Below are 24,935 nucleotides of genomic sequence, written 5' to 3' on the forward strand. Positions count from 1 at the left end.
TCACGGCAGTCCCGGTAGGCTCGGCTCCGGCCTCCGCCAGGCGGCACCCACCGGTGCCGGCGGCGGCCGCCGCTCAATCGCCCGCCAGGGCGAGCCGGGGAACCATGTTCCTGGGGTGCATCCGCGCACGCGCGGTAGGGATCTTCCGTCCCGAACCCGTCAGCTAACCCGGTCGGCGGCTGACGGAAGGACATGTGCATGCCAACAGTGGCAACCGTGAGACCGGCCGCCCGCACGGCGGCCCTGATCTGCGCGGCGCTCGCCCTCGCTGTGGGTGCAGCGCTGGTTCCCGCTCCCGCCGCGGCGGCACCCGGCGATGTCGGTGACGAAGGCGGCACCCCGGCGCTGCGGGCCCAGTTGGAGGCGGCCAGCAAGGGGTACCTCGACGCCAAGGCCGCCCTGGACCGTTCGGTCAAGCGCCAGAAGCAGCTGGCCGGCCAGCTCACCACCACCGAGAGCCAGCTCGCCGAACGCGGCAGCAAGGTAGCCGAGATCGCCGCCCAGGCGTACCGATCCGGTCGGCTCAGCGCGGCGTCGGCCCTGCTCAACAGCGCCTCCCCGGCCGGCTTCATGGACCGGGCGGCGGCGCTGGACGCGGTGGCCGCCAACGAGGAACGCGCCCTGGGTGAGCTGCGGGCCACCCGCGACGAGGTCAGCCGGACCAAGCAGGCGCTGGACCGGGAGGTCCAGGAGCAGCGCAAGCAGGTCGCGGTGATGGCCAAGCGCAAGGATCAGGCCGAGCAGGCCCTGACCGTGGCCAACGAACGGGCCGAGGCCGCCCAGCGGGCCGAGCGGGCCCCGACCCGGGCCGGCGGATCCAGCCCCAGGGCCGCCCCCGCACCCCGCAACGCGAACGGCTCGTGGCCGGCGGAGTCGTGCAGTGTCAACGACCCCACCCCGGCCAACGGCTGCATCACCCCGCGTACGCTGCACGCCCTCAAGCAGGCCAAGTCGGCCGGGTTCACCCGGTACGTCTCCTGCTACCGCTCGGGTGGCTCCGGCGAGCACCCCAAGGGCCGGGCCTGCGACTTCGCGGCGCAGAAGAACGGCTTCGGTGGGGCCGCCACCGGCGGCGACCGGACCTACGGCAACAACCTGGCGGCCTACTTCGTCAACAACGCCGACCGGCTCGCCGTGCTCTACGTGATCTGGTACAAGCAGATCTGGCTGCCCAGCAGCGGCTGGAAGACCTACAGCGGCGCGCGGGGCGATCCGTCCAGCGACCACACCAACCACGTACACCTGTCGGTGTACTGACCGATCCTCGCCACGACGCCGGGTGGGCATCCCCACCCGGCGTCGTCGTGTCCGCCCTGGCCGCTCGAAGATCCCTGTCCCCCGCCCGTCGCCGCGCGGGAATCCGTCACCATGGTTACCGTCGGGGGTGAAGTGGACATTTCGCCACGAGGGGGCAGCGCATGAGGCAATCCACCATCCGGTTCACCCGGCCCGGCAACTGCGGGTGGCTCCGGTGACCGGGCACGTCATGGTCTTCGCGCCCACGCCGCTGCTGACCGTCACCGTCGACCAGCCCAACGGCACCCCGGAGCTGCATCTGCACCCCGGCGGGCAGGGGGTCTGGCAGGCCCGGATGGTGCTGTCCCTCGGGGTCGAGGTGGTGCTCTGCACCACCCTGGGCGGCGAGATCGGGCAGGTGCTGGAGCCCTTGCTGGTCAGCGAGGGAGTGAACCTCAAGGTCGTGGCCCGCGACTCCGGCGGCAGCGGGGCGTACGTGCACGACCGCCGGGAGGGCAGCCGGCGGGAGATCATCGACGTGCCCGGTCAGCCGTTGAGCCGCCACGAGTTGGACGAGCTGTACAACCTGGCCCTCAGCGAGGGACTGCGGGCGGCGGTGTGCGTGTTGAGCGGCCCCAACCACCCCAGCCTGGTACCCCCCGACCTGTACCGCCGCTTCGCCGCCGATCTGTGCGCCAACGGCAGCCCGGTGGTGGTCGACCTCAGCGGTGAACACCTGACGGCCGTCCTGGACAGCGGGGTGTTCTTCCTCAAGGTCAGCCACGAGGAGCTGATCGCGGACGGGCGGGCCGCCGGTGACGATCAGGATCAGCTCGTCACCGCCCTGTACGACCTGCACACCGCCGGGGCGGAGAACGTGCTGGTCAGCCGGGCCGACAAACCGGCCCTGACCCTGCTCGACGGCGAGGTGTTCGAGGTGCGGATGCCCCGGTTGGAGGCGGCCGACCCCCGTGGCGCGGGGGACTCGATGACCGCCGGAGTGGCGGCCGTGGTGGCCCGGGGCGGCGACATCCGAACCGCGATCCGCACCGGGGCGGCGGCCGGCGCGCTGAACGTCACCCGGCACGGGCTGGGCACCGGACGACTGGATTCGATCACCGGCCTGGTCGACCGGGTCGAGTTGGTGCCAGCGGGCAACCGGCCGCAGTTCCGCACCACCCCGGACGAGTGGGCCCACCGGGCGGGCGGCCGATGACCCTGCGGGTACTGATTACCAATGACGACGGGATCGCCGCCCCCGGCCTCCACTCGCTGGCCCGAGCAGCGGTCGCCCGGGGCTTGGAGGTGGTGGTGGCCGCGCCCTTCGAGGAGGCCAGCGGCACCAGCGCCGCGATGAGGGCGGTGGAGGAGGAGGGCAGGGTGGTGGTCCATGAACACCCCCTGCCGGAGTTGGACACCACCCCGGCGTTCGCGGTGGGAGGTTCTCCCGGGTTCATCGCCCTGATCGCCGTGCACGGTGCCTTCGGGCCGCCCCCGCAGGTGCTGCTGTCCGGAATCAATCGGGGCGCCAACGCCGGCCGGGCGGTGCTGCACTCGGGCACGGTGGGAGCGGCCTTCACCGCGGTGGCCAACGGCTGCCCGGCGATGGCGGTGTCACTGGACGTGCTGTCCGCCGGTGAGGCGACCGCAGCCAGCGGCGGTGCGGCGGTGGCCGCAGCCGCCCGGGTACGCGATGCCGACCGGCACTGGGACACGGCCGCCCGGGTAGCCCTGGACCTGCTGCCTCGGCTGCTCACCGGGCCGGTGGCGAGCGTGCTCAATGTCAACGCGCCGGATCTGCCCTTCGGGCGGCTCCGGGGGATACGCCGGGGCACCCTGGCCACCTTCGGTCAGGTGCAGATGACGGTCGCCGAATCCGGTCAGGGATTCGTGCGTACCTCGCTGGAGCAGCCCGGTCAGGCGGTGCAGCCCGGTACCGACCTGGCCCTGCTCGCCGAGGGTTACGCCTCGGTGACGGCCATCCGGGCCCTCACCGAGGCGACCGATATTGATCTGTCCGGCCTGGACCCCGACTGAGGGCCTCAGGCCCCCGGTAGAACCTCGGGTGTCGCGGCGGCCCCCGCGTAGTACGGCTCGGGGGCACCGAACAGGCCGAGCAGGCCGGTCACCCAGAGTTGCCGGTGCACGAACCGGCTCGGCTCGGTGACGACCAACTTCACACCGCTGACCTCGGCGGTCTGGAATCCGGCGACCATCGCACTGATGCCCACCGAGTCGATGAAGGTGACCAGCCGCATGTTGAGCTCGATCCGGGCCGGCCGCCCCTTGGCCAGCACCTCGGCAATGGCCTCTTTCACCTCGTACGCGGTGTCGACGTCGATCTCCCCTCGGGGGGCGATCTCGATGACACCACCGGGCCGAACCGTCTGAAGGATCGACAGGCTCACGCGAGCACCTCCACTCGCCCGTACGACGGGCGCCTCATCAGTACGCGGGCCGCGACCGAGAGTATTCCTCCAACGGCCTCGGTCGCCACCCCTCGGGATGAGCAATTCGCGGACAGGAGCACTTAGCGTCCCCCTTGTCCGGAATTTTCATGTCCTATCACTCGACGCGCTGGCCGCCAGTCCGCTTCGCGCGCCAGCCCACGCCGCCGAACCAGCGTAGCGGGCCGACGCCAGCGGTTTCGATATCCGGCGCGCCGAGGCGCCGCCCCGAGGGCCGACACCCCTGGTAGCAGGCCTGCGACCAGGGGCTCGATGTGCCTAGCATCACGATTGACCGTTTCGGCGTCCCTCGGCGGGGTCCGGGAGGTAGGGAGACCTGAGGATCGTCTCGTCGTGGTTTGCGCCGATAGCGGATGGGGCACAGCCTCCGAAGGCGCACCCCGCCGCACGCCGGGCAAGCCGCCGAGGAGGTCTCATGCGGGCACTCTCCTCGGCACCGTCGAGGAGGAAACCACATGTTCGGAACCAACCTGCTGGACCGCCGCAGCAAGCCGGAGCGGATCGCGGATGACGCGTGGCACCACCTCGTGTCGGCGATGAACACCGCGGGTGACACGATCCGCGACACCACCCGCTCCGCCCGGCACACCTCGCTTGGACTGGCCGACGACGCCGGGGACCTGGTGGGTTCGGCCGCCGATGAGGCCCGCCGTCGGGCCACCCGGGCCTTCGACGCCCTGGCCGGTCGCAGCCCCGCCCTGCCGTGGACCTTGCTGATCGGCGCGGCCCTGGTCGGCGCGGCCCTCGGCTGGGCCGCCGGGACCGCCGCCCGGGCCGCCGGCAGCCAGGACCGATCCGTCGACGACATCGAGTTCGTCGATGTCGAGCGCCCGGACTCCCCCGCCACCACCGACCGCTGACCGGGGCCGCACCTCCAGCCCGCGTCATGGTGACGGGCCCCGTCCGACCGATTCGGTCGGACGGGGCCCGCTGCGCTGACCGGGTGTGGACGGTCAGCGAGTGGTGCAGGTGATGGTCATCGGTGGATCGTTGGTCCCGGTGGTGCCGGCCAGGAAACCGGCGGTGGCGGTGGCGCCGGGGGCCAGCGCGCCGTTGTAACCGGCGTCACGCAGCGACACGGTCGCCCCGGTCTGGGTGTGGCTGCCACCCCAGACCTGGCTGATCCGCTGCCCACTCGGGAAGGTCCAGCTCAGGGTCCAGCCGCTGATCGGCGCCGGGCCGGCATTGCGCACCACCAACTCGCCCTGGAAACCCCCCGGCCACTGCCCGACCAGGTGGTAGGTGGCCGAGCAGCCGCCCGTCGGCGGCGGGGTGGTCGGGGACGGGGCCGGGCTGGTGGGCGTCGGGGACGGGGACGAACCGGTAGGCGACGGCGTCGGGCTGGTCGGGCCCGGGGAAGGGCTCGTCGGGGTCGGGGTGGGATCACCACCGACCCGGTCCGCGACCAGGATTCCCCGCCCGTTGGTGCCGAGGTAGACCCGCCCGTAGACCCGAGGGTCGCCGGTGAGGGCGTCACCGGCGTTGCCGTACTGGTGCTGGTCGTCGTTGATGCGTACCCAGGTGGCGCCGATGTCGTCGGAGCGGTACACCCCGTGCCGGCCGTCGACCGTGCCGAACAGGTAGAGGGCAGGGTAGGTCTGCCCGGGGGCCGCCCGACCGAAGCCGATGTTGCCCGCGCTGCCGACGCCGGCCGATCTGGTGAAGGTTGCTCCGGAATCGGTGGACCGCCACAGTCCACCCTGCCCAGCCAGCCACAGTTCGCCCTCCTTACCGGGCAGGGCCTTGAACCGTACGTTTCCGGTGGTGGGCAGCCCGGTCGCGGCGGACGCGGTGAAGCTGATCCCACCGTTGGTGCTCACATAGAACCGGCCGGCGCTGAAGCCGTAGAACCTGCTCGGGTTGACCCGGTCGGATTCGACGATGGCGTTGGCCGGGATGCCGGTGGACGCGGTCCACGAGTTGCCGAAGCCCACCGAGTGGACGACCCGCTGCCCCTCGTCGCCGGGGGCCCAGACGAAACGGCTGCCGTCGGCCGAGGCGGCGACCGTGCCACCCCGGTTGACCCCGGCGGGTTCGCTGCCCTGGAACCAGTTCGCTCCGCCGTCGGTGGAGAAGGCGACATGACTGTCGTTGGGCCGGTCGGCGTCGGTGAAGTCGCCGGCGCGGACCATCACCGAGGGGTTGGCTTCGGCGTAGTCGAGGCTGGTGGTGCTGGTGAAGACCGGCTGGGTGAACATCATCGCCGGGACGGCGTCGAGGTCGGTGTGCCGGAAGCCGCCGATGTCGCCGAGCGCGCTGACCAGGGGTGCGCCCGAGGGCGGACTGATCAGGTCGAGCACCGCGGTCTCCTCCAGGCCCTCGACCATCGGCCGGACGGTGATGGTGCCGCCGGTGTCCCACCGGGTCAGGTCGGTGCTGCCGTAGATGGTCGCCCCGGTGCCGTACATGAACCGGTCCGAGTCGTGCGGGTCGATCTCCACCGACTCGTTCATCCAGCCCAGCTTCGGTGTCTCCTCCGGCGGCTGGGGGTTGGCCCCGAAGGTCAGCCACGGCACGGAACTGATGTCCATGGTGTACTTCTTGACGCGCTGCGGATAGCTGCCCCAGTCCCAGATCCGGCTCCAGGCGGCGCCCCCGTCGATGCTGCGCCAGAAGATCGCGTCCGGCCACCAGGAGATCTGGGTGGCCACCATCAGGGTGTTCGGGTTCTGCCGGTCGATGGTCAGGCCGCTGTAGCCGAAGTAGGCGTCGGCGCTGCTCGACGGCACCGGACTGATCTGCGTCCAGGTGCCGGTGGACCGGGTGAACTTCCAGACGTCACCCTTGCCGCCGTCGTACGGCCCGCCGGTGTCGCTGGTGGCGATGTAGAGGTGGCCGCCGACGTGATCGACCACCCCCTTGTGGGCGAGGTACCCGGTGGGCTGCCCCGGGATCCGCTCCCAGGTGCCGCCACCGTCCGTGCTGCGGTAGACCGGGTTCTGCTTGTCGGCCACCCCGACGTAGATGGTCTGCGTGACCGAGCCCGGCGTACCGGTGGAGTTGTCGAAGCTGACCCAGGTCAGGCCCTGGTTCTGGGACTGGTAGCCGCTGCTGTCGTTCGGATCGGCCACATAGTTGCCGACATTGGGGAAGCTGGTCACCTTGGCGAAGGTGGTGCCGTGGTCGGTGCTGCGCCACAGGCCGTTGCCGCCCTCGGCGGCGTAGTAGACGACACTGTTGCGGTTGGGGTCCACGGCCAGCCGCTCCCCCATGCCCCGGCCGGGCATGTTGCCACCGTTCTTGAACGGCAGCTCGAACGCCTGCCAGGTGTCGCCCTTGTCCGTGGAGCGCAGGATCGCGCCGTTGTTCGGGTCCCAGTCGTTGGTGTACATGCCCACGGCGGCGTACACCCGGTTGGTCTGCACCGGGTCGGTGGCCAGGCTGACCACCCCGTTCCAGCCCCAGCGGTCCTCGCCCACCCAGTCCAGCAACGGGATCCAGGACCGGGTGGACTGGTTCCAACGGTACGCCCCGCCGATGTCCGTCCGGGCGTAGATCAGGTTCCGCTCGGTGGGGTTGAAGATAATTCCGGGTACGAAGCCGCCGCCGTCGATCCGGACGTTGCGCCAGTCGTACGCCTCCGTGGCGGCCTTTCCGGCCGGTGCCGAGGAGGCGGTAAGCGGCAACGCCACCACCGCCGTGACGGCGACCAGGGCGGCCACCACCGCACTGACGAAACTTCTCCGCATCTGGGTTCCTCTCGGGGGACACCCCACACCCGTGTCGGGGCAGGCTGGACGCACAGGGAAAACCCGTCGGAGCTGCCCTGGCTCCGGCACCGGCGCGATGGCTCCCGCACCCGAGGAATAGCCTCAGCCTAACCGGCCATCGAGATCAATGGAAGCGCTCCCACGCATTTCCTCCCACCCGGGTGAGCCCACCTCACCCACCCCACCACCAGGCTGATCCCCGAACCCGCCCCACCCCTCACCCACCAGACCCAGGCCCGGACTATGCGCGTTGCCCGGGCCACCCGGGCTGGCCTGGGTTGATCAAGAAGTTTGCGTCAGGAATCGAGGCGTTTTAGACGCAAACCTCTTGATCACCGGGAGAAAGGGGGGCGGCGGGAGGACTCGTGCAGGGTCGGTAGGAAGGAGTTGGGTGATGGTGAGTGTTTCGATGATTCAGCGCAGGGATCAGGACATTCGAGCTGCGGTGCTCGACGAGCTGGGCTGGGAGCCTCGGGTGCAGCCGCATGAGATCGGGGTGAGCGTGGCCGAGGGGGTGGTGACCCTGACCGGCCAAGTGGACAGCTACGCCAAGAAGTGGGCGGCGGAACGTGCGGCCCACCGGGTCACCCAGGTGCGGGCGGTCGCCAACGACGTGGCCGTACGGCTGGCCAGCGGGGCGGAACCCGCCGATTCGGAGATCGCCAGGGCGGTCCAGCACGCCTTGCAGTGGCACGCTTTCGTACCGATCGAGCAGCTGGATCTGACGGTCTCGCAGGGCTGGGTCACCCTGCACGGCGAGGTCGAATGGGAGTACCAGCGGCGGGCCGCGCAGGAGTCGGTCGAACGGCTCCACGGCGTACGGGGGGTCAGTAACGGCATCATGGTGCGCCCGGCGGTCCGTCCCGACGGGGTCACCCTGGCCGACCGGATCGTCGACGCCCTGGCCCGTAATCGGGCCACCGTCGCCGAGCAGGTGACCGTACGGGTCCACGGCGACACCGTGCTGCTGGGCGGCGTGGTGCACTCGATGCCCGAACGCGCCGAGGTGGAGCGGGTCGCCTGGTCCGCGCCGGGCATCCGGGAGGTGCAGAACCACATCGCCGTGGCACCGGTGCTGCGCTGAGACGCCACCGTCTCAACCACCCGGGCCGGGTGACCCGCCCTCACCCGGCCGGGTAGCAGCCTGGCAGTCATGACCGATCAGCTGACCACCCCATTGCAGGTCACTGCGCGGCTCCGCACCCCCGTCACGGAACGCGATCACGTCCGAGGGCCGATGGACGCGCCGGTGACCATCGTCGAGTACGGCGACTACCAGTGCCCCTACTGCGGCCAGGCGCACGCCAACCTGCGTGAGCTGCTCCGGCAACGGTCCGACATCGTCCGCCTGGTCTACCGGCACTTCCCCATCGCGAACATGCACCCGTACGCCGAGATGGCCGCCGAGGCGGTCGAGGCCGCCGGGCGACGGGGGCGCTTCTGGGAGCTGCACGACTGGCTCTACGAGCACCAGGAGGAGTTGGACCCGGTACACCTGATGCTCGGTGTGGAGCAGCTCGGGCTGCCCGTGGCCGAGGTGGAGGCGGAGACCGGGCGGCAGGTCGGCGGTGACCGGATCCGGTACGACTTCGTCGGCGGCATCCGCAGCGGGGTGGAGGCCACCCCCACCCTGTTCGTCAACGACACCCGACTCGACGGGGAGTTCGACCTGGCCACCCTGCTGACCATCGTCGACGCCGCCGACGACTGACCGGCCGTCGTGCGCCCGCGAACCCGCACCGGGCTTTCAGATCAGGTGCAGTTCGCGGGCGCGGCGGACTGCGTCGCGGCGGCGGGTGGCGTCGAGTTTGCGGTAGATGTTGCGAACGTGGGTCTTGACGGTGTTCACCGACACCGACAGCTCGGCCGCTATCTCCACATTGGACAGGATGCTCTGCAGGTAGCGCAGGATGGTCAGCTCCCGCTCGGTCAGGGGCTCGTCCAGCGCCGCCACGGAGGTGCCCGAGGTGGTCGGTTCCGCCGGGGTGTCCACCGCCCGGACCAGGTCACTGACCATCGGCCAGTGCGCCGTACCGGCGTCCAGGTGGGCGGCCAGCAGGTCCCGCAGGCCCGGTTCGGCCCGCAGGAAGGACCGGCGGTGATCGTCGGGGGCGGCCAGGTCGAGGGCCTGTTCCAGGGTGCGCCCCGCCCGGCGGTGGTCGCCGTCGGTGGCCGCCAGCACCGCGTCGAGCAGCGCGGCGTCCAGGCGTACCGGCAGGGGCCAGTCGGCTGCCGGCCCGGCCGCCCAGTCCGGCAGCAGACGGGCGGCGGCGTGCGGGTCACCGGCCCGCAGTTCCACCCGGGCCGCCGCCACCGCCAGCACGGCCGTCGAGAGGTCCCGCCCGGGGGTGCTGAACTGCGCCATCGCACCCACCGCCAGCTCACGGGCGGTGGACAGGTCGCCCCGGGCGGCGTGCAGATCCAGGTCGGCGGCCAGCAGCCAGGCTGCCAACGGGCCGGTCCGCGGCGACCAGCGCTCCCGGGCCGCTACGAGCAGGCGGTGCGCCTGCCCCAGGTCCCCATCGTCGCGGCACAGCAGCGAGCGGCACCAGGCCGCCACCGCCCCGGCCAGGGGGTCGCCGGTGGCCGCCGCCGCCAGGGTCAGGTTCGCCGCCGCCTCCGCCGGCTGGTCCCGGTACAGCGCCACCAACCCCAGGGCCAGGTACGCGTACCCGCAGTCCAGCGGTGCCGACCAGCCCTGACAGGGGGGCAGGGCCAGGGCGGCACGGGCCGTCTCCTCGGCCGCCCGCAGGTTGCCGCCCAGCGCCGCCAGCAGCGCCCCACGGCTGGCGCAGACCAGCTCCGGACGGAGTCGGCCGGCCGCCCGGGCGGCCGACAACGCCCCCTCGAACCCCTGCGCCGCCTCGGTCAACTCCCCGGCCTCCAGGGCCAGCCGAGCCAACTCCGTGCCGGCCACCGCCGCCACGTCCGCACTGTCGCCGGTACGCGGCACCCCGGCGACCGGACCCTGCGGGCCGCCCCCCGCCAGGGAGGTGGTGGCGAGCAGGCGGGTGGCGGCTGCGCGTACCGCCGCAGGGTTGTCGGTCAACCGGGCCAGGGCCAGGTCTGCGGCGACGACCAGCCGGTCGAACCGGGTCCGGCGGGGCTGGGGCAGTCGGCGGCCGGACTCGGCGGCCAGCCGCAGTTGGGTCTCGGCCGCCTCCCGGTCGCCGTGCAGGGCCCGGTCGACGGCGCAGGCCAGGGCGAGTTCCGGATCCCGGGTCACCGCCTCCGGCGGGGGTGCCGGGGGCGGCGGTCCGGACCGGTCGACCCGGCCCGCCGGGACGAGTTCCGGCCATCGGGTGACGAACAGGTCGACCGCGTTGGTCCAGTCCTGCGCGGCGAGGGCGTGCCGCAGGGCCTCGGCCGGTCGACCGTTGTCGGCGTACCAGCCCTGCGCACGCAGGTGCAGGTCACGCAGTTCCTCGGCGGGCAGCCGACCCAACTCGCGGTGCAGCAGGTCGGCCAGGAGGGGATGGCAGCGGTACCACACCGGGCGGCCCCCGTCGTGGTGCAGCAACCCGGCGTCCTCGGCAAGACCGCTCAGCCGCTCCTCGACGGCCGGGTCCCCGGTCAGCGCACCGGCCAGCCCGACGCAGACGGTGTCCGCCACCGCGGCCCGGCGTAGCAGCTCACGGTCCTGCGGGGCCAGCCCGGCGAGCACCTCCTCGCGTAGGTAGCCGGTGATCTCCGGCTGGTCGGCCCCGAGCTGGTCGATCCACCGTTGCGGATCCGGCTGCTGGCGCAGGGCCAGGGCGGCGATGCGCAGCGCCGCCGGCCAGCCCTCGGTCCGCTGCCGCAGGCGGCGCACCGCCGCCGCCGGTACGGCCGCACCGTGCGCGGTCAGCAGGTCGGCGATCTCGTCGCCGGTGAAGGCCAGTTCGTCTCGGCCGATCTCGGTCAACTCACCGGCCAGCCGCAGTCGCTGCACCGCCAGGGGCGGGCCGGACCGCCCGGCCATCACCAGACGCAGCCGCTGGTCGGTGTGCCGCAGCAGAAACTCCAGCCCGGCCACCGCCGCCGGATCGGTGACCCGGTGCAGGTCGTCCAGGATCAGCACCACCGGCTGTTCCCGGGCGGCCAGGGCGGCGGCCAACACCTCCAACTCGTCCGGCCCAGGCGGCCGATCAGGAATCGGGGTCGCCGCCGGGTCCACCTCGATGATCGAGCGCAGGGCGGCCGCGAGGTACGCCCAGAGCCGGTCCGCGTCGTCCCCGGCCTCGACGGAGACCCAGGCCGGTCCTGCCCCACCCGCCTGCGTGACCGCCTGCCGCCACGAGGCCAGCACCGTCGTCTTTCCCCAGCCTGCCGGGGCCCGCAGCAGGGTGACCGGTCGGGCCACGGCCTCGTCCAGCAGCCGGGCCAGCCGGGGTCGCAGCACCACCGGCTCGGGCAGGGCGGCCGGGGACAGCCGGGAGGCCAGCACGGGTGGAGCGCCCGGTACGGCGGCCCGGAGGTTTGTGCGGTCCTGCGCCATCCGGTCCACCCCCACGGCCATGTGTCCCCTCCCCTGGGGTCCTGCGGCCGGCGGTTACCCGCCCCCGGGCGGTTCACCCCTTCGGGGGGAGCCGGGTTCACCCCGACCGCGGTGACGGTGGAGATCGGTCGACGGAAGGGGTGCCGGTGGGACGGGTGGGAACGGCCTTCGCGGTACTCGGCGTCCTCGGTACGGCCACCCTGCGAGCCCTGCGCACCGCCCTGGGCCGTCGGCTGCCCGGCCGAACCGGTGCGGCCCCCGGAGGTACCCGGTCCTGGCAGGTGATCGCCATCGCCCGGCCGCCCGAGGAGGTGCTGCCGGCGGGAATCTGGCCGGAGCCGCTGCGCCGGCTGGACGGGGCCATCCAGGTCGAGCTGCGCGGCCCACCCGACGAGCGACGCACCGAGCTGGCCGCCCGACCGGTGGCCGACCCCACCGGGCTGGGTGCGCATCTGGTCGCAGACGATCCCCGGCTGGCGGTCCGGCACGCGTTGTGGCAGGCCAAGCAGCTGGCCGAGACCGGGGAACTGCCGCCGCCCGGCCGTGCGGACTGAGTGCGGGCAGGGCGGCACCGAGCGGTTGTCGGGGCCGCCTGGCATCATCGCGGGATGACGGCGGAGCGGGCGTACGACATCGTGTTGTTCGGGGCTACCGGCTTCACCGGCGGGTTGACCGCCGAATATCTCGCCCGACATGCCCCACCGGGGCTGCGGTGGGCAATCGCCGGACGCAACCCCGACAAGTTGGCCGGGGTCCGTGACCGGCTGGCCGGGATCGACCCGGCCCTGGCCACCCTGCCGCTGCTCACCGCCGAGGTCACCGACCCGGGGTCGCTGCGGGCGGTGGCCGAGGCCGCCCGGGTGGTGGCCAGCACGGTAGGGCCGTACATCCGGCACGGGGAGCCGCTGGTGGCCGCCTGCGCCGCCGCCGGCACGGACTACCTGGACATCACCGGGGAACCGGAGTTCGTCGACCTGATGTACGTGCGCCATCACGCCGAGGCGGTACGCACCGGCGCCCGGCTGGTGCACGCCTGCGGCTTCGACTCCATCCCCCATGACCTGGGGGTCTGGTTCACCATCAAGCACCTGCCCGCCGAGGTGCCGATCACCGTGGACGGTTACGTACGCGCCGGTGGCCGGGTCTCCGCCGGCACCTACCACTCCGCGTTGACCGCCTTCTCGCGTACCGCCGAGACCGCCCGGGCGGCCCGCGAACGCCGCGCGGTGGAGCCGCGCCCGACCGGCCGCCAGGTGCGGGCCGTGCCCGGCAAGGTGGCCCGCTCACGCGACCTGCCGGTCTGGGCGGTACCCCTGCCCACCATCGACCCGCAGATGGTCCGCCGATCCGCCGCGGCCCGCCCGGAGTACGGCCCGGACTTCCGTTACCGGCACTTCGCGGCGGTACGGCGACTGCCGACGGTGCTGGCCGCCGGTGCCGGTCTTGGCACGCTGACCGCCCTGGTGAAGCTGCCGCCGACCCGGCGTTGGCTGCTCGGCCGACTCGCCTCCGGGCAGGGACCCAGCCCCGAGCAGCGGGCCAAGTCGTGGTTCCGGGTCCGGTTCGTCGGTCGCGGCGGCGACCGGCGGGTGGTCACCGAAGTGGCCGGTGGCGATCCCGGCTACGACGAGACCGCCAAGATGCTCGCCGAATCGGCCCTCTGCCTGGCCCTGGACGACCTGCCGCCCACCGCCGGGCAGGTCACCCCGGTAACCGCGATGGGCGACGCCCTGCTGCACCGCCTGACCACCGCCGGGATGAAATTCGAGGTCCTGGACGAAGGCAAGGCACCTTCGGCGGGTTGACCCTCAAGCAGGTCGAGGGGGCACGATCTGGGGGTGGACAGTGACCTGCGCAGCATCGGCGAGTTGGCCAGGGCCAGCGGACTGACGGTGAGCGCCCTGCGGTTCTACGACGCCGCCGGGGTGCTGGTGCCCGCCCGGGTCGACCCGGTGACCGGCTACCGCCGCTACACCCACGACCAGGTGGCGCCCGCCCGGCTGGTGGCCGGGCTGCGCCGGGCCGGAATGCCGGTGGCCGAGATCGCCGAGGCGGTACGCGCCGAACCGGCCGTGGTGCACCGGCTCCTGGACACCCACCTGCGGCGGCTGGAGCAGGGGTTGGCCGACGCTCGCCGGGAGGTGTCCCGGATCCGGTCCCTGTTGCCGGCCGAGGGGCCCGCCACCCTGACCCGGCTCACCCTGACCGGTGCCGCGCTGGTCGCCGCCATGGACGCCGTACGGTTCGCCGTCGGCACCGACCCGGCGGTGCCGGCGTTGACCGGGGTGCTGTTCGAGGTGACCGGCACCGGCCTGGAACTGGTGGCCACCGACCGGCACCGGCTGGCGGTGGCGACCGCCGAGGCGGTGGTGCACGGCCCTTCGGTGCGGACCCTGCTGCCCCTGGAGGCGGTAGAGGCCCTGCGCCACCTGCTCGACCCCGCTCCGGGTGGTCCGGGACAGGGTGAGATCGAGTTGGTCCTGTCCGCCTCGTCGTTGGTAGCGCAGGTGGCCGGGCAGGAACTGCGGGCCACCGCCCTGCCGGAGGAGTTTCCGGACTACCACGTACTGCTGCCGCGCTCCGATGCCGCCCGGCGGGTTCCGGTCGACGCGCAGTGGCTGGTCGCCGCGTTGCGGGCGGGCGGACCGACCATCCTGCGGGAGTACGCCGGCCGGTCCTGGCCGGTGACCGTGCTCGGCCTGGGTACGCCGGACCGGCTCCGCCTGCTCGGCCCGGACGACCTGACCGACGGCGGCGACCCGGTCGGCGCGGACGGCACCGAACTACGGGTCGGCGTCAACGGCGACTATCTGCTCGATGCGCTGGACGCGGCGGGCGGGCGGCACCTGACCCTGGAGCTCGACAGCCCGCTGACCCCGCTGACCATCCGCCGCCCGGACGACGAGGGCGCCTTCTCCATCCTGATGCCGATCCGCCTGTGAGCCCTCGCGCCCTGATCCGCCTCGCGGCCTGCTCTGCCGGTGAGCGCTGGACCGGCGGTGCGGGCTGGCGTGCCGGGCCGGTCGGGCCCGGATGGAGGAGGGGCGGGTGCGGGAGACAGGACGGTCGGTGCCCGGCGGTAGCATCACCGGGTCAGCCTGACCTGAAGGTACGGAGCAGCATGCTCGACATGGAGTTGATCCGTAAGGATCGCGACGCGGTGGCGACCGCGCTGGCCAAGCGGCTCGATGCCGCCGAGGTCGACCAGGTGCTGGAGGAGATCCAGCACCTCGACCGGGAACGCCGCCGGCTGATCACCGAGATCGACGGGGAGCGGCAGCGTCGCAAGGCCGAGGCCCGGGCGTACGCGCAGGCCAAGCGGGCCGGTGTCGAGCCGCAGGTGACCGACGAGGCCGGGCGTAAGCAGGTAGCCGAGTTGGAGGCCGAGCTCGACGAGGTGCAGTCCCGGCTGCGTACCGTAATGAGCGAGCTGCCCAACCTGCCCGCCGACGACGTGATCTCCGGTGGCAAGGAAGCCAACCGGGTGGTCAAGACCTTCGGTTCCCCGCCGGTCATCGAGAAGCTGCGGGACCATGTCGAGTTGAGCCGGATGCTGGGTCTGGTCGACCACGAGCGTGGGGTCAAGCTGGGCGGGTCGGGCTTCTGGATGTACACCGGGCTGGGCGCCCGGCTGGAGTGGGCGCTGATCAACTGGTTGATCGAGCGCAACATCGAGGCCGGGTACGAGTTCCTGCTCCCGCCGCACCTGCTGCTGGACACCGCCGGTTTCGCCGCCGGCCAGTTCCCCAAGTTCTACGACGACGTCTACCACCTGGACAAGCAGTCCGCCCCGCGTGGACAGTTCCTGCTGCCCACCGCGGAGACGGCGATCCTCGGGGCGTACCAGGACGAGATCCTGGACACCGCGAAGCTGCCGCTGCGGGTGTTCGCGTACACCCCCTGCTACCGGCGGGAGGCCGCCGGGTCGCATTCGGACGAGCGGGGGACGGTCCGCGGCCACCAGTTCAACAAGGTGGAGATCTTCCAGTTCACCCTGCCCGAGCAGGCCGAGGCCGCGTTGGAGCAGATGGTCACCCACGCGGAGAGCCTGGTCGAAGGGCTGGGGCTGCACTACCAGCGCAGCCTGCTGGCCGCCGGGGACTCCAGCGCCTCGATGCGCAAGACCCTCGACATCGAGGTGTGGATGCCGAGCACCGGCAAGTACAAGGAGGTCTCCTCGGTCTCCTGGGGCGGTGACTACCAGGCCCGCCGGGCGGCCATCCGCTATCGGGAGCCGGGCGGCAAGCAGACCCGCTTCGTACACACCCTCAACGGCTCGGCCCTGGCCACCAGCCGCCTGTACCCGGCCATCCTGGAGCAGTTCCAGCAGCCCGACGGCTCAGTCCTGGTCCCCGAGGTGCTGCGCGACCGTCTAGGCACCGACCGCCTGGCCCCCCGCTAACCCCTCTCCCTCTCCCCCACCCCCACCGCGCGCCTTGACGTCGACCTCGACCTCTGCGCTGGCGGTCGACCTCTGCGTCGATCTTGCACTTTTGGTCGCTGAAACGCCCACATCTGTCTCCTTTGTCGGGGCAGAAAGTGCAAGATCGCGGAGGCGAGGGTGGGGGCGAGGGCGGGTGAGGAGGGTGAGGGTGGCCAGGAGGAGGGCCAGGGTGGTGGGGCCGACGGTGTCTAGGGTTGCGGCCAGCCAGCGTTGGACCTGCGCTGCCCCGACGATCACCGGGTCGGTCAGGGCGTCTCGGTGGCCGGCGAACAGGCGGGCCTCGTACCAGCCGTACCAGGCGACATAGCCGCCGGCGAGCAGCAGCACCAGGCCACTGAGCCGGGGCACCCAGGCACCGGCGCCACGCAGCCGGGCCACCACCTCGCCGCGTACCAGTGCCACCCCCAGGGCGGCCACCGCCACCACCAACCCCATCCCCAGGGCGTACGCGCCGAACAGGGCCAGCCCGCGCGGCAAGGTACCGGCCCGCAGGCTGGTCACCACGATGGCCAGGAACGGTGCGATGGCGCAGCCCAACGAGGCGACCGCGTACGCCATGCCGAACAGCACCATCGACGGCAGCGAACGGGTCAGTTGGGGTGCCCGGGCCAGCGGGCGCAGGGTGGGCAGCCGTCGGCCGGCGAGCAGCCAGCAGCCGAGCAGCACCAGCAGCAGCCCCAACCCGACGGTGAACCAGGGCAGCCGAGGGCGCAGCCAACCAGCGAGGGGGGCCAGGGCCAGGCCGAAGGCACCGAACACGACGACGTACCCGAGGGTCAGCGCGGCGGCGGCGGTGAGCGCCCGTCGTACCGCGCCACCGGTGTCGGTGGCTCCGGCCACCAGCAGCGACAGGTACGCCGGCAGCATCGCGAAGCCGCACGGGTTGACCGCGCCGAGCATCCCGGCGGTCAACGCCAGCAGCAGGGTGGCCTCCATCAGCGGGGTCTCCGGTGCCGGTACGGCCTCGGCATCAGGCGGCCAGGGCGGTGACCCGGCGGGTGAGGTCCTCCCCGTCCAGCCAACCCTTGTGGATCACCCGGCCCTCCCGGTCGATGATCACGAAGGTGCTCTGTTCGGTGACGGCGAAGCGCCGCCAGAGCACACCCTCCCGATCATCGAGCTGCGGCACCGGCGCCAACTCGAACTCGGTGACGAAGTCGGTCATCGCCCGGTGTTCGCCCAGCCCGGCCACCCCGACGATCGGCACGGTGTCCCGGAACCCCGGGGCGATCTCGGCCACCGTCCAGGCCTGGCTGGCGCAGGCGGCACACCACGGCGCCCAGAACCAGAGGACGACCGGCCGACCGGCCAGTCCGGCGGCCTCGAACGCCGTACCGTCGAGGGTTCTGCCGGTGAACCGGAGGGTGTCCGGCACGGTCACCGGCCCGGTGGGCGCGGCCCCCGGGGACACGGCGCCGCCGGCCGGAGTCGCCGCGTCGTCGGCCGGGGTGGAGCCGGGCGGAGCGTCGGCCGAGGGCGAGTCGGGCCGGGCATCGGCCGGCGCGACCGCCTCGGCGCCGCAGCCGGCCCCGGCCAGGACGACCGCCAGCAGGGCTGCGGTAAGTCCGGTCCTTCGTGCCGTCCCCATCGGCGTCTCCTTCGTCGGGTCAGGTGCCGGGCCGCTTGCCGGGCGTTGCCGGTCGGCCGGGCGTCCCCGCCGGTCGGCCAGAGACTGCCGGGTGGTCGGGGCTGCCGGGCGGCTTTCAGGCCTTGGCCAGTCGCAGGGCCAGCTCCGGACAGACCTTCACCGCCTTCGAGGCGCCCTCCCGCAGCCAGGTGGGCACCGGGGTGGGTGGGAAAGCCGGGTATCCGTTCTGGTCCAGCCGGATGAAGTCCGGTACGACGTGGGCGCAGAGGCCGTGACCGTCGCATCGGGACCAGTCCAGGACCAGCTTCTGGGGATCCGGGTCGGGGGCACCGGGCAGGCCCATCACGCCCTTGACCCGTCGCCCGCAGCCTTCTCCGGTGGTGTGCTTCTTCAGGTCCTCGGCGAAGACCTCCATCGCCGACAGCGCGAACCGGGAGGTACCGTCCGGGTGGCTGCACGCACCGCGTCCCTTGACGTCCCCGGCGGCGGCGCGAACGACCTCCACCGGGGCGCTGCCGGAGACCGCCAGATCGACCGCGCGGGCCAGGTCCGGCAGCCCGCGCTTGCAGGGGCCGCACTGCCCGGCGGACTCCCCGGCCAGATACCGCACCACCTGGGCGGCCTCACCCAGCGGGCAGGTGTCGTTGGCCAGCGGGACGATGATGCCGGCGCCGAGGGTGCCCCCGACCGCGGCCAGTCCCTTGCGGGAGACCTCGGCCCTGTTCGCGGCCTCCCAGGTGATCCACTTGCCGTGGTAGCCGCCCATCAGGATGCCGGGCCCCTCGGGGACCTCGCAGAGTTCGAGGATCTCCCGCAGCGGGGTGCCGGCGGCGCACTCCACCACCGCGTGGCGTTTGGCCGCGCCGGTGATGCTCAGCAGCACGGTGCCGGGCTCGTCGTCGGTGCCGAGGGCCGCGTACTCGTACGGGCCCAGCCGGGCGGCGATCGCCAACTGGGAGTACGTCTCGGCGTTGGACAGCAGGGTGGGCAGGTTGTTGACGCCGGAGTCGCTGGACCGCTTCTTCGTACCGGGCGGGATGTGCGGCAGGCCGTTGATCCCGTTGACCAGTGCACCACCCTCGCCGCTGATGAAGCGGTGCGGCACGGTGACCACACTGGTGGGTACCGGCATCCGGCGCTCCTCCAGCGCCTCCATCAGGGAGTCCCGGCCGATCAGGTCGTCGGCCACGCAGAGCACGATCTCCTCGGCGTCCAGGGCGAACGCGGCCAGGGCGGCACCGTCGAGGATCAGGTGCGGCGCCCGGGTGAGGATGACCTTGTCCTTCCAGCTGGCCGGCTCACCCTCGGTGGCGTTGACCACCACCACCGGGGGCAGGTCCTGGCGTTCGCAGGACTCCAGCACCGCGCGCAGCTTCCGGGCGAACGGGAACCCGGCACCGCCCTTGCCCTTGAGCTGGATGCCCTCGGCCAGTCGCAGCAGGCTTGACGGTTCCATCGGGCTGATCGGGCCGTGCACCATCTCGTGTGCCCGCAGGTCCAGGCGACCGAACTCGGCGAACCCGGCGGTGATCCGTGGCTCGCCCACGCAGGCGACAGGTGGCACGGTGGTGCGCATCGTCACTTGGCCTCCCCTCGCAGGCCGGCCCAGTAGGCCCCATCGACCGAGTCCGGATCGGCCCGGCGGCGACGCCGGCTGTCCGCGGCCGCCCGCTGAGCCCGTCGGGCGGCCAGGTCGACAAGGGTCGGGGTGTCGTCGTCGGCGACGTCGTCCGGGGCGTACCGGGCCGGGGGCCGCCAGTAGTCGGTCTCCGCCTCCGGGCCGTCGTCGTCGGCGCTGTGCCGACCGCCACCACTACGCGGTGCGGCCGAGATCGGCGACCCGGAGATGGGCGAGCCCGAGATCGGTGAACCCGAAATGGGCGAGCCCGAGATCGGCGAGCCGGAGATGGGCGCGGTGGACTCCCAGCGGCGCGGGCTGTCCCAGGGCTCCTCCGGCTCCTCGACGATGCCCTGCGGGGGTGCCGAGTAACGGGTGCCGGCGTCCAGGTCGGACCGGGACCGCCGCGACCGGCCGTACGCCGCGTCGTCGCGGTAGCGCCGGCCGCCGGGCTCACGGTCGACGTCGGCCACCGGTTCCTCGTCGCGGCGTCGGGTGGTGCGGCGTGCGACCGGCTCGTAGTCCTCGTCCCGCCGGTCGACGCGACGCCGACTCGATTCCTCGTCCCGTCGGGAACGACGCGGTTCCACGTCGTCGTCGATCCGGGAACGGCGCGGTGCCGGCTCCAGTTCCTCCTCGCGGCGGGAACCACGCCGGCCGACCGGCTCCTCGTCACGGCGCCGACGGGCCACCGGTTCGAGCAACTCGGTCTCCCGGCGTACCGCGCGCTCCACGTCCTCCTCCTCGCGCCAGGAGGTACGCCGGGCGGCCGGCTCGAACTCCTCGTCCCGGCGCTCCCGGCCGGGGCGGACCGGTTCGCGCAGGGTGCCCGGCTGCGGCACCACCGGCACGGTGAACCGCTCCGGGTCGTTGCGCCGGATGGTGGGGCTGGCCCAGGTACCGGAGGTGCTCTCCGCCCAGCTCGTGTCGCGGCGGCTCCGCTCCCCCTCACCGGCGCGTTTGGTCAGGTTGCCGAGCAGGGTCTTCGGTCGGGTCTCGTCACTGCCCTTGCCGGTCATCGCCTCGTTCAGGGCGGCGGCCTGGTGCCGCTCCCGGCTGCGCCGCTGAAGGGTGACCGAGAGACGGACCAACAGCGCCATCACCACCAGCACCACGCAGAGCCCGTAGCTCAGGCTGACCCAGGTGGCCGGCGGGCGGCCGGCACCGAGGCCGTGGAAGATGCCGAACGGCCAGGACAGGTACGCCAGGGAGTGCAGCGCCCGCCACACCCACTTGGGGCCGATGTCGGCGAACCGGGCCCGGATGATCCCGGTCCACAGCACGCTCACCATGAGCAGCGCGGCGATGGTGCCCAGCCCGACGTAGAGGCCCCGCCCACCGACGAAGGGCACGGCCGCGTCCGTCATCCCGGCCCGACCAGTGGTGATCTTGGTGATGACGTGGAAGCCCAGGCCCGCCACCCCGAGGATGCCGGTGGCCCGGTGCGCGGACTGCAACAGGACCCGGTGCCGGATGAGCAGCACCAGCCGGTCGGTGGAGAGCAGACCCATCATCACCGTGAGGCTCAGCGCGACCAGGGCGATCACCCCGGCGAAGAACTCCGTGAAGAAGAACCCCATCGCGTACGCCTGCTGGCCGGCGCCGGTGAGCATGACCAGCGCCCACACCGCGGCCAGCCCGGACGCGGACAGCGCCAGGATCTGGCCGCGGGAGGCCACCTGGACCCCTCTACTGCTGCTGCTGGTTCGGACGGCAGGCGGCGTCTCGTTCTGCATAGCCCGGGCCATGTGCTCCTCGATCGTCTCGCGGCGGCGTACCACCGGCCGACCTGTTCCCCACTCCAGTACGCAGTCGGATGCCGGACGGATCAGCCCGCGCCGAAAAAATCTCCACGACTTGTCGAACCACCCCCACTCCTGGCGCGTGTAGACCCCGCTCGAACACTGACGCATGTCCATGCGTTGACAGCCTGTGAAATCAACTTGTAACCTTGCTGAAATTTTTCAGCATCGATGCAAGATTCAGGCAACCGCCCACTCCCCCAGGAGCTTCCGATGCACCGACGTCGACTCCGTACGGCGATCGTGGCCCTCGGCGCGATCGCCACCCTGCTCTCCCCCACCGTCGTGACGGCACCCCCGGCCGTCGCCGCCCCGACCGGCGGCAAGAAGGTCATCGCCAACCTGTTCGAGTGGAACTGGCCCTCGGTGTCCAGCGAGTGCACCAGCACCCTGGGCCCGAAGGGCTACGGCTACGTCCAGGTCTCGCCGCCGCAGGAGCACGTCCGCGGCAACCAGTGGTGGGTGGCGTACCAGCCGGTCAGCTACCGGATCGAGTCCCGCAAGGGCACCCGCGACCAGTTCCGGTCCATGGTCGCCACCTGTCAGTCGGCCGGCGTCAAGGTGATCGTCGACGCCGTCATCAACCACATGTCCGGGCAGTCGGGCGGCGGCACCGGCTGGGCCGGATCGTCGTACCAGCACCACGTCTACCCCGGGATCTATCAGGCGCAGGACTTCAACTACTGCGGCCGCAACGGCAACAACGACATCGTCAACTACAACGACCGGTACGAGGTGCAGAACTGCGAGCTGGTCAACCTCGCCGACCTGAAGACCGGCTCGGACTACGTCCGCTCGCGGCTGGCCGCGTACCTCAACGACCTGCTCTCCCTCGGGGTGGACGGCTTCCGGCTGGACGCCAGCAAACACATGCCCGCCGCCGACATCGCCAACATCCTCAGTCGACTGAACCGCCGCCCGTACATCGTGCAGGAGGTCATCTACGGCGCCGGTGAGCCGATCCGGCCCGAGGAGTACACCGGCAACGGCGACGTGCACGAGTTCCGCTACGGCAAGGACCTGGCCCGGGTCTTCCGATCCGAGCGGTTGGCGTACCTGCGCAACTTCGGTGCGGGCTGGGGGCATCTGCCCAGCGGGGTCTCGTCGGTGTTCATCGACAACCACGACACCCAACGCGACGACGGCGGGGTGCTCACCTACCGCGACCGGGGCATCTACGCGCTGGCCAACGCCTTCATGCTGGCCTGGCCGTACGGCTCGCCGACGGTGATGTCCAGCTACACCTACAGCAGCCGCGACGCGGGCCCACCCTCGGACAGCAACAACAAGACCCGCAACACGGTCTGCTACTCCGGCTGGGAGTGCGAGCACCGCTGGCCGGTCATCGCGAACATGGTCGGCTTCCGCAACGCCACCGAGGGCACCGGCGTCAGCAACTGGTACGACAACGGCGCCCAGCACATCGCCTTCAGCCGTACCGGCAAGGGTTTCATCACCATCAACGACGAAGACTCCGCCATCAACGGCCGCTCCTACTACACCGGCCTGCCCGCCGGCCGCTACTGCGACATCATCCACGGCACCTTCTCGGGCGGCACCTGCTCCGGCCCGGTCATCACGGTCGACGCCAACGGCTGGTTCACCGCCAACATCCCCGCCCACGACGCCCTAGCCATCCACCTCTCCGCCCGCCTCCCCTGAGGCCTCCCCTCCCCCTCCCCCTCCCCTCCGCCGCGCTCCCGCTCCCGCTTCGGTGATCAAGAGGTTTGCGTCAGGATCTGGCCGGATCCAGACGCAAACCTCTTGATCAAAATGGCTCGGAGTGCGGGCGGGTGGGGTGGTTTGGGGGTGCTGGGGTAGGTGGGGAGGTTAGGGTTAGTAGTGGCTTTTGGGAGGTTTGGGAATAGGCGGCGGTGGGTCGTCGCGGCGGTGGGTGTTGCGGTGCTGCTGGGTGGGTCGGCGTACGCCGGTTGGGCCCTGACACCCTCCGCGGGGCCGGCACCCGTCGCCCGGCCCACCGACCAGGCCCCGGCACCGACAGCGCCGGTGCCGACGGAGATCGCCGAGACCATTCCACCGGCCGCGCCGGCACCGGATCACCTGCCGGAGATCGACTACGACCCCGCGCCGGTCGGCTTCCCCGACGACCCGGACGCCCTGGACACCAGGCCGCTCACCGAGGGCGTACGCCCGCAGCGCCGTCTCGCCGCCTACGACCGGCCCGGTGGGCGCCCGATCGCCTTCCTCATGCCCACCATCAGCGGGGTGGACCTGACCGTCCCGGTCGCCCGCCGCGAGGCCGGCTGGACGGCGGTGCTGCTGCCGTCGGCCAACCGCAAGCTGGCCTGGCTACCGCCCGGCGGCTTCAAGACGGTCGAGCTGCGGGACCAGATCATCGTCGAGCGGGTGCCGTACCGGCTCACCTGGTACCGCGACGGCGTCGCCAGGCGCAGCTGGCGGGTCAGCCTGGGGCTGCACGGCCAGGAGACCCCGCTGGGTCGCACCTTCGTGCTGGGTCGCACGCCGCCACCCGAGTCGGTCTACGGCGGGGTCGACATCTACGCCCTCGGCTCGATACCCGACGACCCGGACTCCGTACCGGCCGGCCTGCGCGGCGCACACATCGGCATCCACACCTGGTACCACGACGGCGAACTGGGTCGGAAGACCACCAACGGCTGCATCCGGCTGACTCCCGCTGGCCAGCGGCTGCTGCTGAAGGAGGTGCCCCCGGGCAGCCCGGTAGTGGTCGTCGACCGGCTACCCAGCCCACCCCCGACAGCCTGATCCGCAGAGGGTTTGCGGTCCGCGCATCCTGACCGGCTGTGGCATGCTCCCGGGCGATGGACACGCGCAACCTTGCCCGTGGACGACCGGGCAGTTGGCGAGATTGATGACCGCAGCGCGGGCTGAGACGGATGGTACGGCGGTCCGCAGGTACCGACACCTGCCGTGGAAGTCGTTGCTGCCGGTCGGGGCAGCCCTGGGCCTGTTCGCCTTCGTCGGCGACGAGTTGCCGGGCACGGCTGGGGTGATCGTGCTGACCCTCACCAGCACGGGCTTCGCCTGGGGCGGGGCGGCCCTTGTTGCCGGCTACCTGACGACCCGCCGGGCGATGGCACCGATCAACGCCACCGCCCTCCTGCTGATCGCCACGATCGTCTACTACGGACTGATCGTCGCTCACGGCCGACGCTGGCGCTTGGGCACCCTCGAGGACGGCGGCTCGTCCGCCCTAAGCAATCTGGCCTCGATCGGGCGGGTCACCGCGTTCTGGCTCGCCGCCTCGGTCCTCGCCGGGGTCACCCTGGGCTACCTGGGCGCGCTCGTCCGAAGAGGGAAGCGGACTGCGGCGTCGGTGGCCGCCGGGATGGCGCTCGGGCTCCTCGCCGGGCAGGGCCTGGAATTCCTGATGATCTTCCGTGCCTGGCACGCCCTCGACGGGTTCTTCCTGGGAAAGGTGCTTTCCGCCACGGTCAGCGTCCTACTAGCGGTGATCGGAGCAACCATGCTTCTCGCGTACCGCCGGGGTCCAAGGTCGTGGCCGATCTTCGTGGCCGCCTCCGTGGTGGCCAGCCTGGCCGGGGCGCTGCTCTGGCACCAGATCAGTTCGATCACCACCGTCATCTGA

General features: G+C 72.0%; 20 protein-coding genes and 1 riboswitch. Of the genes, 13 read left to right on the top strand and 7 right to left on the bottom strand.

The window, feature by feature from the left end:
* The first annotated feature begins 60 nt into the window (after window positions 1–60).
* Window positions 61–194, top strand: a riboswitch (cyclic di-AMP (ydaO/yuaA leader).
* Between the two features lie 4 nt (window positions 195–198).
* The 3 genes from ACLQ2T_RS20400 (at window position 199) to surE (ending at window position 3,273) form a co-directional block, all read left to right on the top strand.
* A complete protein-coding gene (locus tag ACLQ2T_RS20400) occupies window positions 199–1,257 on the top strand; it encodes a coiled-coil domain-containing protein (RefSeq protein ID WP_425767939.1) in 1,059 nt (352 codons plus the stop codon).
* A gap of 214 nt (window positions 1,258–1,471) precedes the next feature.
* Entirely contained in the window at window positions 1,472–2,452 is a 981-nt protein-coding gene (locus ACLQ2T_RS20405; protein ID WP_425767940.1) for a 1-phosphofructokinase family hexose kinase, read from the top strand.
* Entirely contained in the window at window positions 2,449–3,273 is an 825-nt protein-coding gene (surE, locus tag ACLQ2T_RS20410) for a 5'/3'-nucleotidase SurE (protein WP_425767941.1), read from the top strand. The genes ACLQ2T_RS20405 and surE overlap by 4 nt, the downstream gene beginning before the upstream one ends.
* Window positions 3,274–3,278: 5 nt before the next feature.
* On the opposite strand, the gene ACLQ2T_RS20415 is transcribed toward surE, so the two are convergent.
* Window positions 3,279–3,644 carry an STAS domain-containing protein gene (locus ACLQ2T_RS20415; RefSeq protein WP_111218982.1) on the bottom strand — a complete coding sequence of 122 codons (366 nt, stop codon included), beginning with the start codon at window positions 3,642–3,644 and terminating at the stop codon, window positions 3,279–3,281.
* Window positions 3,645–4,159: 515 nt separating this feature from the next.
* Between ACLQ2T_RS20415 and ACLQ2T_RS20420 the strand changes: the two genes are divergently transcribed.
* Window positions 4,160–4,564, top strand: coding sequence for a hypothetical protein (locus tag ACLQ2T_RS20420; protein WP_425767942.1), 405 nt, complete (start codon window positions 4,160–4,162; stop codon window positions 4,562–4,564).
* Window positions 4,565–4,657: 93 nt separating this feature from the next.
* Here the strand turns inward: ACLQ2T_RS20420 and ACLQ2T_RS20425 are convergent, their stop codons facing one another.
* Window positions 4,658–7,393, bottom strand: coding sequence for a cellulose binding domain-containing protein (locus tag ACLQ2T_RS20425; RefSeq protein ID WP_425767943.1), 2,736 nt, complete (start codon window positions 7,391–7,393; stop codon window positions 4,658–4,660).
* A 415-nt stretch (window positions 7,394–7,808) separates the two neighbouring features.
* On the opposite strand from ACLQ2T_RS20425, the gene ACLQ2T_RS20430 reads away from it, so the two are divergent.
* Both ACLQ2T_RS20430 and ACLQ2T_RS20435 read left to right on the top strand, forming a co-directional pair.
* On the top strand, window positions 7,809–8,498 hold the full coding sequence (locus ACLQ2T_RS20430; protein ID WP_425767944.1) for a BON domain-containing protein: 690 nt from the start codon (window positions 7,809–7,811) through the stop codon (window positions 8,496–8,498).
* 81 nt (window positions 8,499–8,579) lie between these two features.
* On the top strand, window positions 8,580–9,125 hold the full coding sequence (locus tag ACLQ2T_RS20435) for a DsbA family protein (protein WP_425767997.1): 546 nt from the start codon (window positions 8,580–8,582) through the stop codon (window positions 9,123–9,125).
* Between the two features lie 36 nt (window positions 9,126–9,161).
* Here the strand turns inward: ACLQ2T_RS20435 and ACLQ2T_RS20440 are convergent, their stop codons facing one another.
* Window positions 9,162–11,912, bottom strand: coding sequence for a LuxR C-terminal-related transcriptional regulator (locus tag ACLQ2T_RS20440; protein WP_425767945.1), 2,751 nt, complete (start codon window positions 11,910–11,912; stop codon window positions 9,162–9,164).
* Between the two features lie 125 nt (window positions 11,913–12,037).
* Here ACLQ2T_RS20440 and ACLQ2T_RS20445 point away from each other — a divergent pair, with 125 nt between their 5' ends.
* From ACLQ2T_RS20445 to serS, 4 genes are all read left to right on the top strand, one after another.
* Window positions 12,038–12,445 carry a hypothetical protein gene (locus ACLQ2T_RS20445; RefSeq protein ID WP_425767946.1) on the top strand — a complete coding sequence of 136 codons (408 nt, stop codon included), beginning with the start codon at window positions 12,038–12,040 and terminating at the stop codon, window positions 12,443–12,445.
* Window positions 12,446–12,499: 54 nt separating this feature from the next.
* Window positions 12,500–13,696 (top strand): saccharopine dehydrogenase family protein, encoded by a 1,197-nt coding sequence (locus ACLQ2T_RS20450; protein ID WP_425767947.1) that lies wholly within the window; start codon window positions 12,500–12,502, stop codon window positions 13,694–13,696.
* 33 nt (window positions 13,697–13,729) lie between these two features.
* Window positions 13,730–14,833 carry a MerR family transcriptional regulator gene (locus tag ACLQ2T_RS20455; RefSeq protein WP_425767948.1) on the top strand — a complete coding sequence of 368 codons (1,104 nt, stop codon included), beginning with the start codon at window positions 13,730–13,732 and terminating at the stop codon, window positions 14,831–14,833.
* A 179-nt stretch (window positions 14,834–15,012) separates the two neighbouring features.
* The gene (gene serS, locus ACLQ2T_RS20460; protein ID WP_425767949.1) at window positions 15,013–16,293 is read left to right on the top strand and encodes a serine--tRNA ligase; all 1,281 of its coding nucleotides are present in this window, start codon (window positions 15,013–15,015) and stop codon (window positions 16,291–16,293) included.
* On the opposite strand, the gene ACLQ2T_RS20465 is transcribed toward serS, so the two are convergent.
* From ACLQ2T_RS20465 to ACLQ2T_RS20480, 4 genes are all read right to left on the bottom strand, one after another.
* Entirely contained in the window at window positions 16,264–17,271 is a 1,008-nt protein-coding gene (locus tag ACLQ2T_RS20465) for a cytochrome c biogenesis CcdA family protein (protein WP_425767950.1), read from the bottom strand. The genes serS and ACLQ2T_RS20465 overlap by 30 nt on opposite strands.
* 34 nt (window positions 17,272–17,305) lie before the next feature.
* Window positions 17,306–17,923, bottom strand: a complete 618-nt coding sequence (locus tag ACLQ2T_RS20470; protein WP_425767951.1) for a redoxin domain-containing protein — start codon at window positions 17,921–17,923, stop codon at window positions 17,306–17,308.
* A gap of 115 nt (window positions 17,924–18,038) precedes the next feature.
* Window positions 18,039–19,499: an NADH-ubiquinone oxidoreductase-F iron-sulfur binding region domain-containing protein gene (locus tag ACLQ2T_RS20475; RefSeq protein WP_425767998.1), complete on the bottom strand. Its 1,461-nt coding sequence runs from the start codon at window positions 19,497–19,499 to the stop codon at window positions 18,039–18,041.
* Window positions 19,500–19,501: 2 nt separating this feature from the next.
* Window positions 19,502–21,460, bottom strand: coding sequence for a hypothetical protein (locus tag ACLQ2T_RS20480; protein ID WP_425767952.1), 1,959 nt, complete (start codon window positions 21,458–21,460; stop codon window positions 19,502–19,504).
* A gap of 96 nt (window positions 21,461–21,556) precedes the next feature.
* Between ACLQ2T_RS20480 and ACLQ2T_RS20485 the strand changes: the two genes are divergently transcribed.
* The 3 genes from ACLQ2T_RS20485 to ACLQ2T_RS20495 all read left to right on the top strand — a co-directional run bounded on the left by ACLQ2T_RS20485 (window position 21,557) and on the right by ACLQ2T_RS20495 (window position 24,935).
* Window positions 21,557–23,005, top strand: a complete 1,449-nt coding sequence (locus ACLQ2T_RS20485) for an alpha-amylase (RefSeq protein WP_425767953.1) — start codon at window positions 21,557–21,559, stop codon at window positions 23,003–23,005.
* A gap of 228 nt (window positions 23,006–23,233) precedes the next feature.
* A complete protein-coding gene (locus tag ACLQ2T_RS20490; RefSeq protein ID WP_425767954.1) occupies window positions 23,234–24,091 on the top strand; it encodes a L,D-transpeptidase family protein in 858 nt (285 codons plus the stop codon).
* A 106-nt stretch (window positions 24,092–24,197) separates the two neighbouring features.
* A complete protein-coding gene (locus ACLQ2T_RS20495) occupies window positions 24,198–24,935 on the top strand; it encodes a DUF6518 family protein (protein ID WP_425767955.1) in 738 nt (245 codons plus the stop codon).

The organism is Micromonospora sp. DT229 (genome assembly GCF_049844505.1).
GTDB lineage: Bacteria > Actinomycetota > Actinomycetes > Mycobacteriales > Micromonosporaceae > Micromonospora.

Coding starts and splice junctions, on each gene's coding strand:
- ACLQ2T_RS20420 (WP_425767942.1), top strand. CDS start 4,160: ATGTTCGGAACCAACCTGCTGGACCGCCGCAGCAAGCCGGAGCGGATC.
- ACLQ2T_RS20480 (WP_425767952.1), bottom strand. CDS start 21,460: ATGGACATGCGTCAGTGTTCGAGCGGGGTCTACACGCGCCAGGAGTGG.
- ACLQ2T_RS20425 (WP_425767943.1), bottom strand. CDS start 7,393: ATGCGGAGAAGTTTCGTCAGTGCGGTGGTGGCCGCCCTGGTCGCCGTC.
- ACLQ2T_RS20495 (WP_425767955.1), top strand. CDS start 24,198: ATGACCGCAGCGCGGGCTGAGACGGATGGTACGGCGGTCCGCAGGTAC.
- ACLQ2T_RS20450 (WP_425767947.1), top strand. CDS start 12,500: ATGACGGCGGAGCGGGCGTACGACATCGTGTTGTTCGGGGCTACCGGC.
- ACLQ2T_RS20475 (WP_425767998.1), bottom strand. CDS start 19,499: ATGCGCACCACCGTGCCACCTGTCGCCTGCGTGGGCGAGCCACGGATC.
- surE (WP_425767941.1), top strand. CDS start 2,449: ATGACCCTGCGGGTACTGATTACCAATGACGACGGGATCGCCGCCCCC.
- ACLQ2T_RS20400 (WP_425767939.1), top strand. CDS start 199: ATGCCAACAGTGGCAACCGTGAGACCGGCCGCCCGCACGGCGGCCCTG.
- ACLQ2T_RS20465 (WP_425767950.1), bottom strand. CDS start 17,271: ATGGAGGCCACCCTGCTGCTGGCGTTGACCGCCGGGATGCTCGGCGCG.
- ACLQ2T_RS20470 (WP_425767951.1), bottom strand. CDS start 17,923: ATGGGGACGGCACGAAGGACCGGACTTACCGCAGCCCTGCTGGCGGTC.
- ACLQ2T_RS20485 (WP_425767953.1), top strand. CDS start 21,557: ATGCACCGACGTCGACTCCGTACGGCGATCGTGGCCCTCGGCGCGATC.
- serS (WP_425767949.1), top strand. CDS start 15,013: ATGCTCGACATGGAGTTGATCCGTAAGGATCGCGACGCGGTGGCGACC.
- ACLQ2T_RS20440 (WP_425767945.1), bottom strand. CDS start 11,912: ATGGCCGTGGGGGTGGACCGGATGGCGCAGGACCGCACAAACCTCCGG.
- ACLQ2T_RS20430 (WP_425767944.1), top strand. CDS start 7,809: ATGGTGAGTGTTTCGATGATTCAGCGCAGGGATCAGGACATTCGAGCT.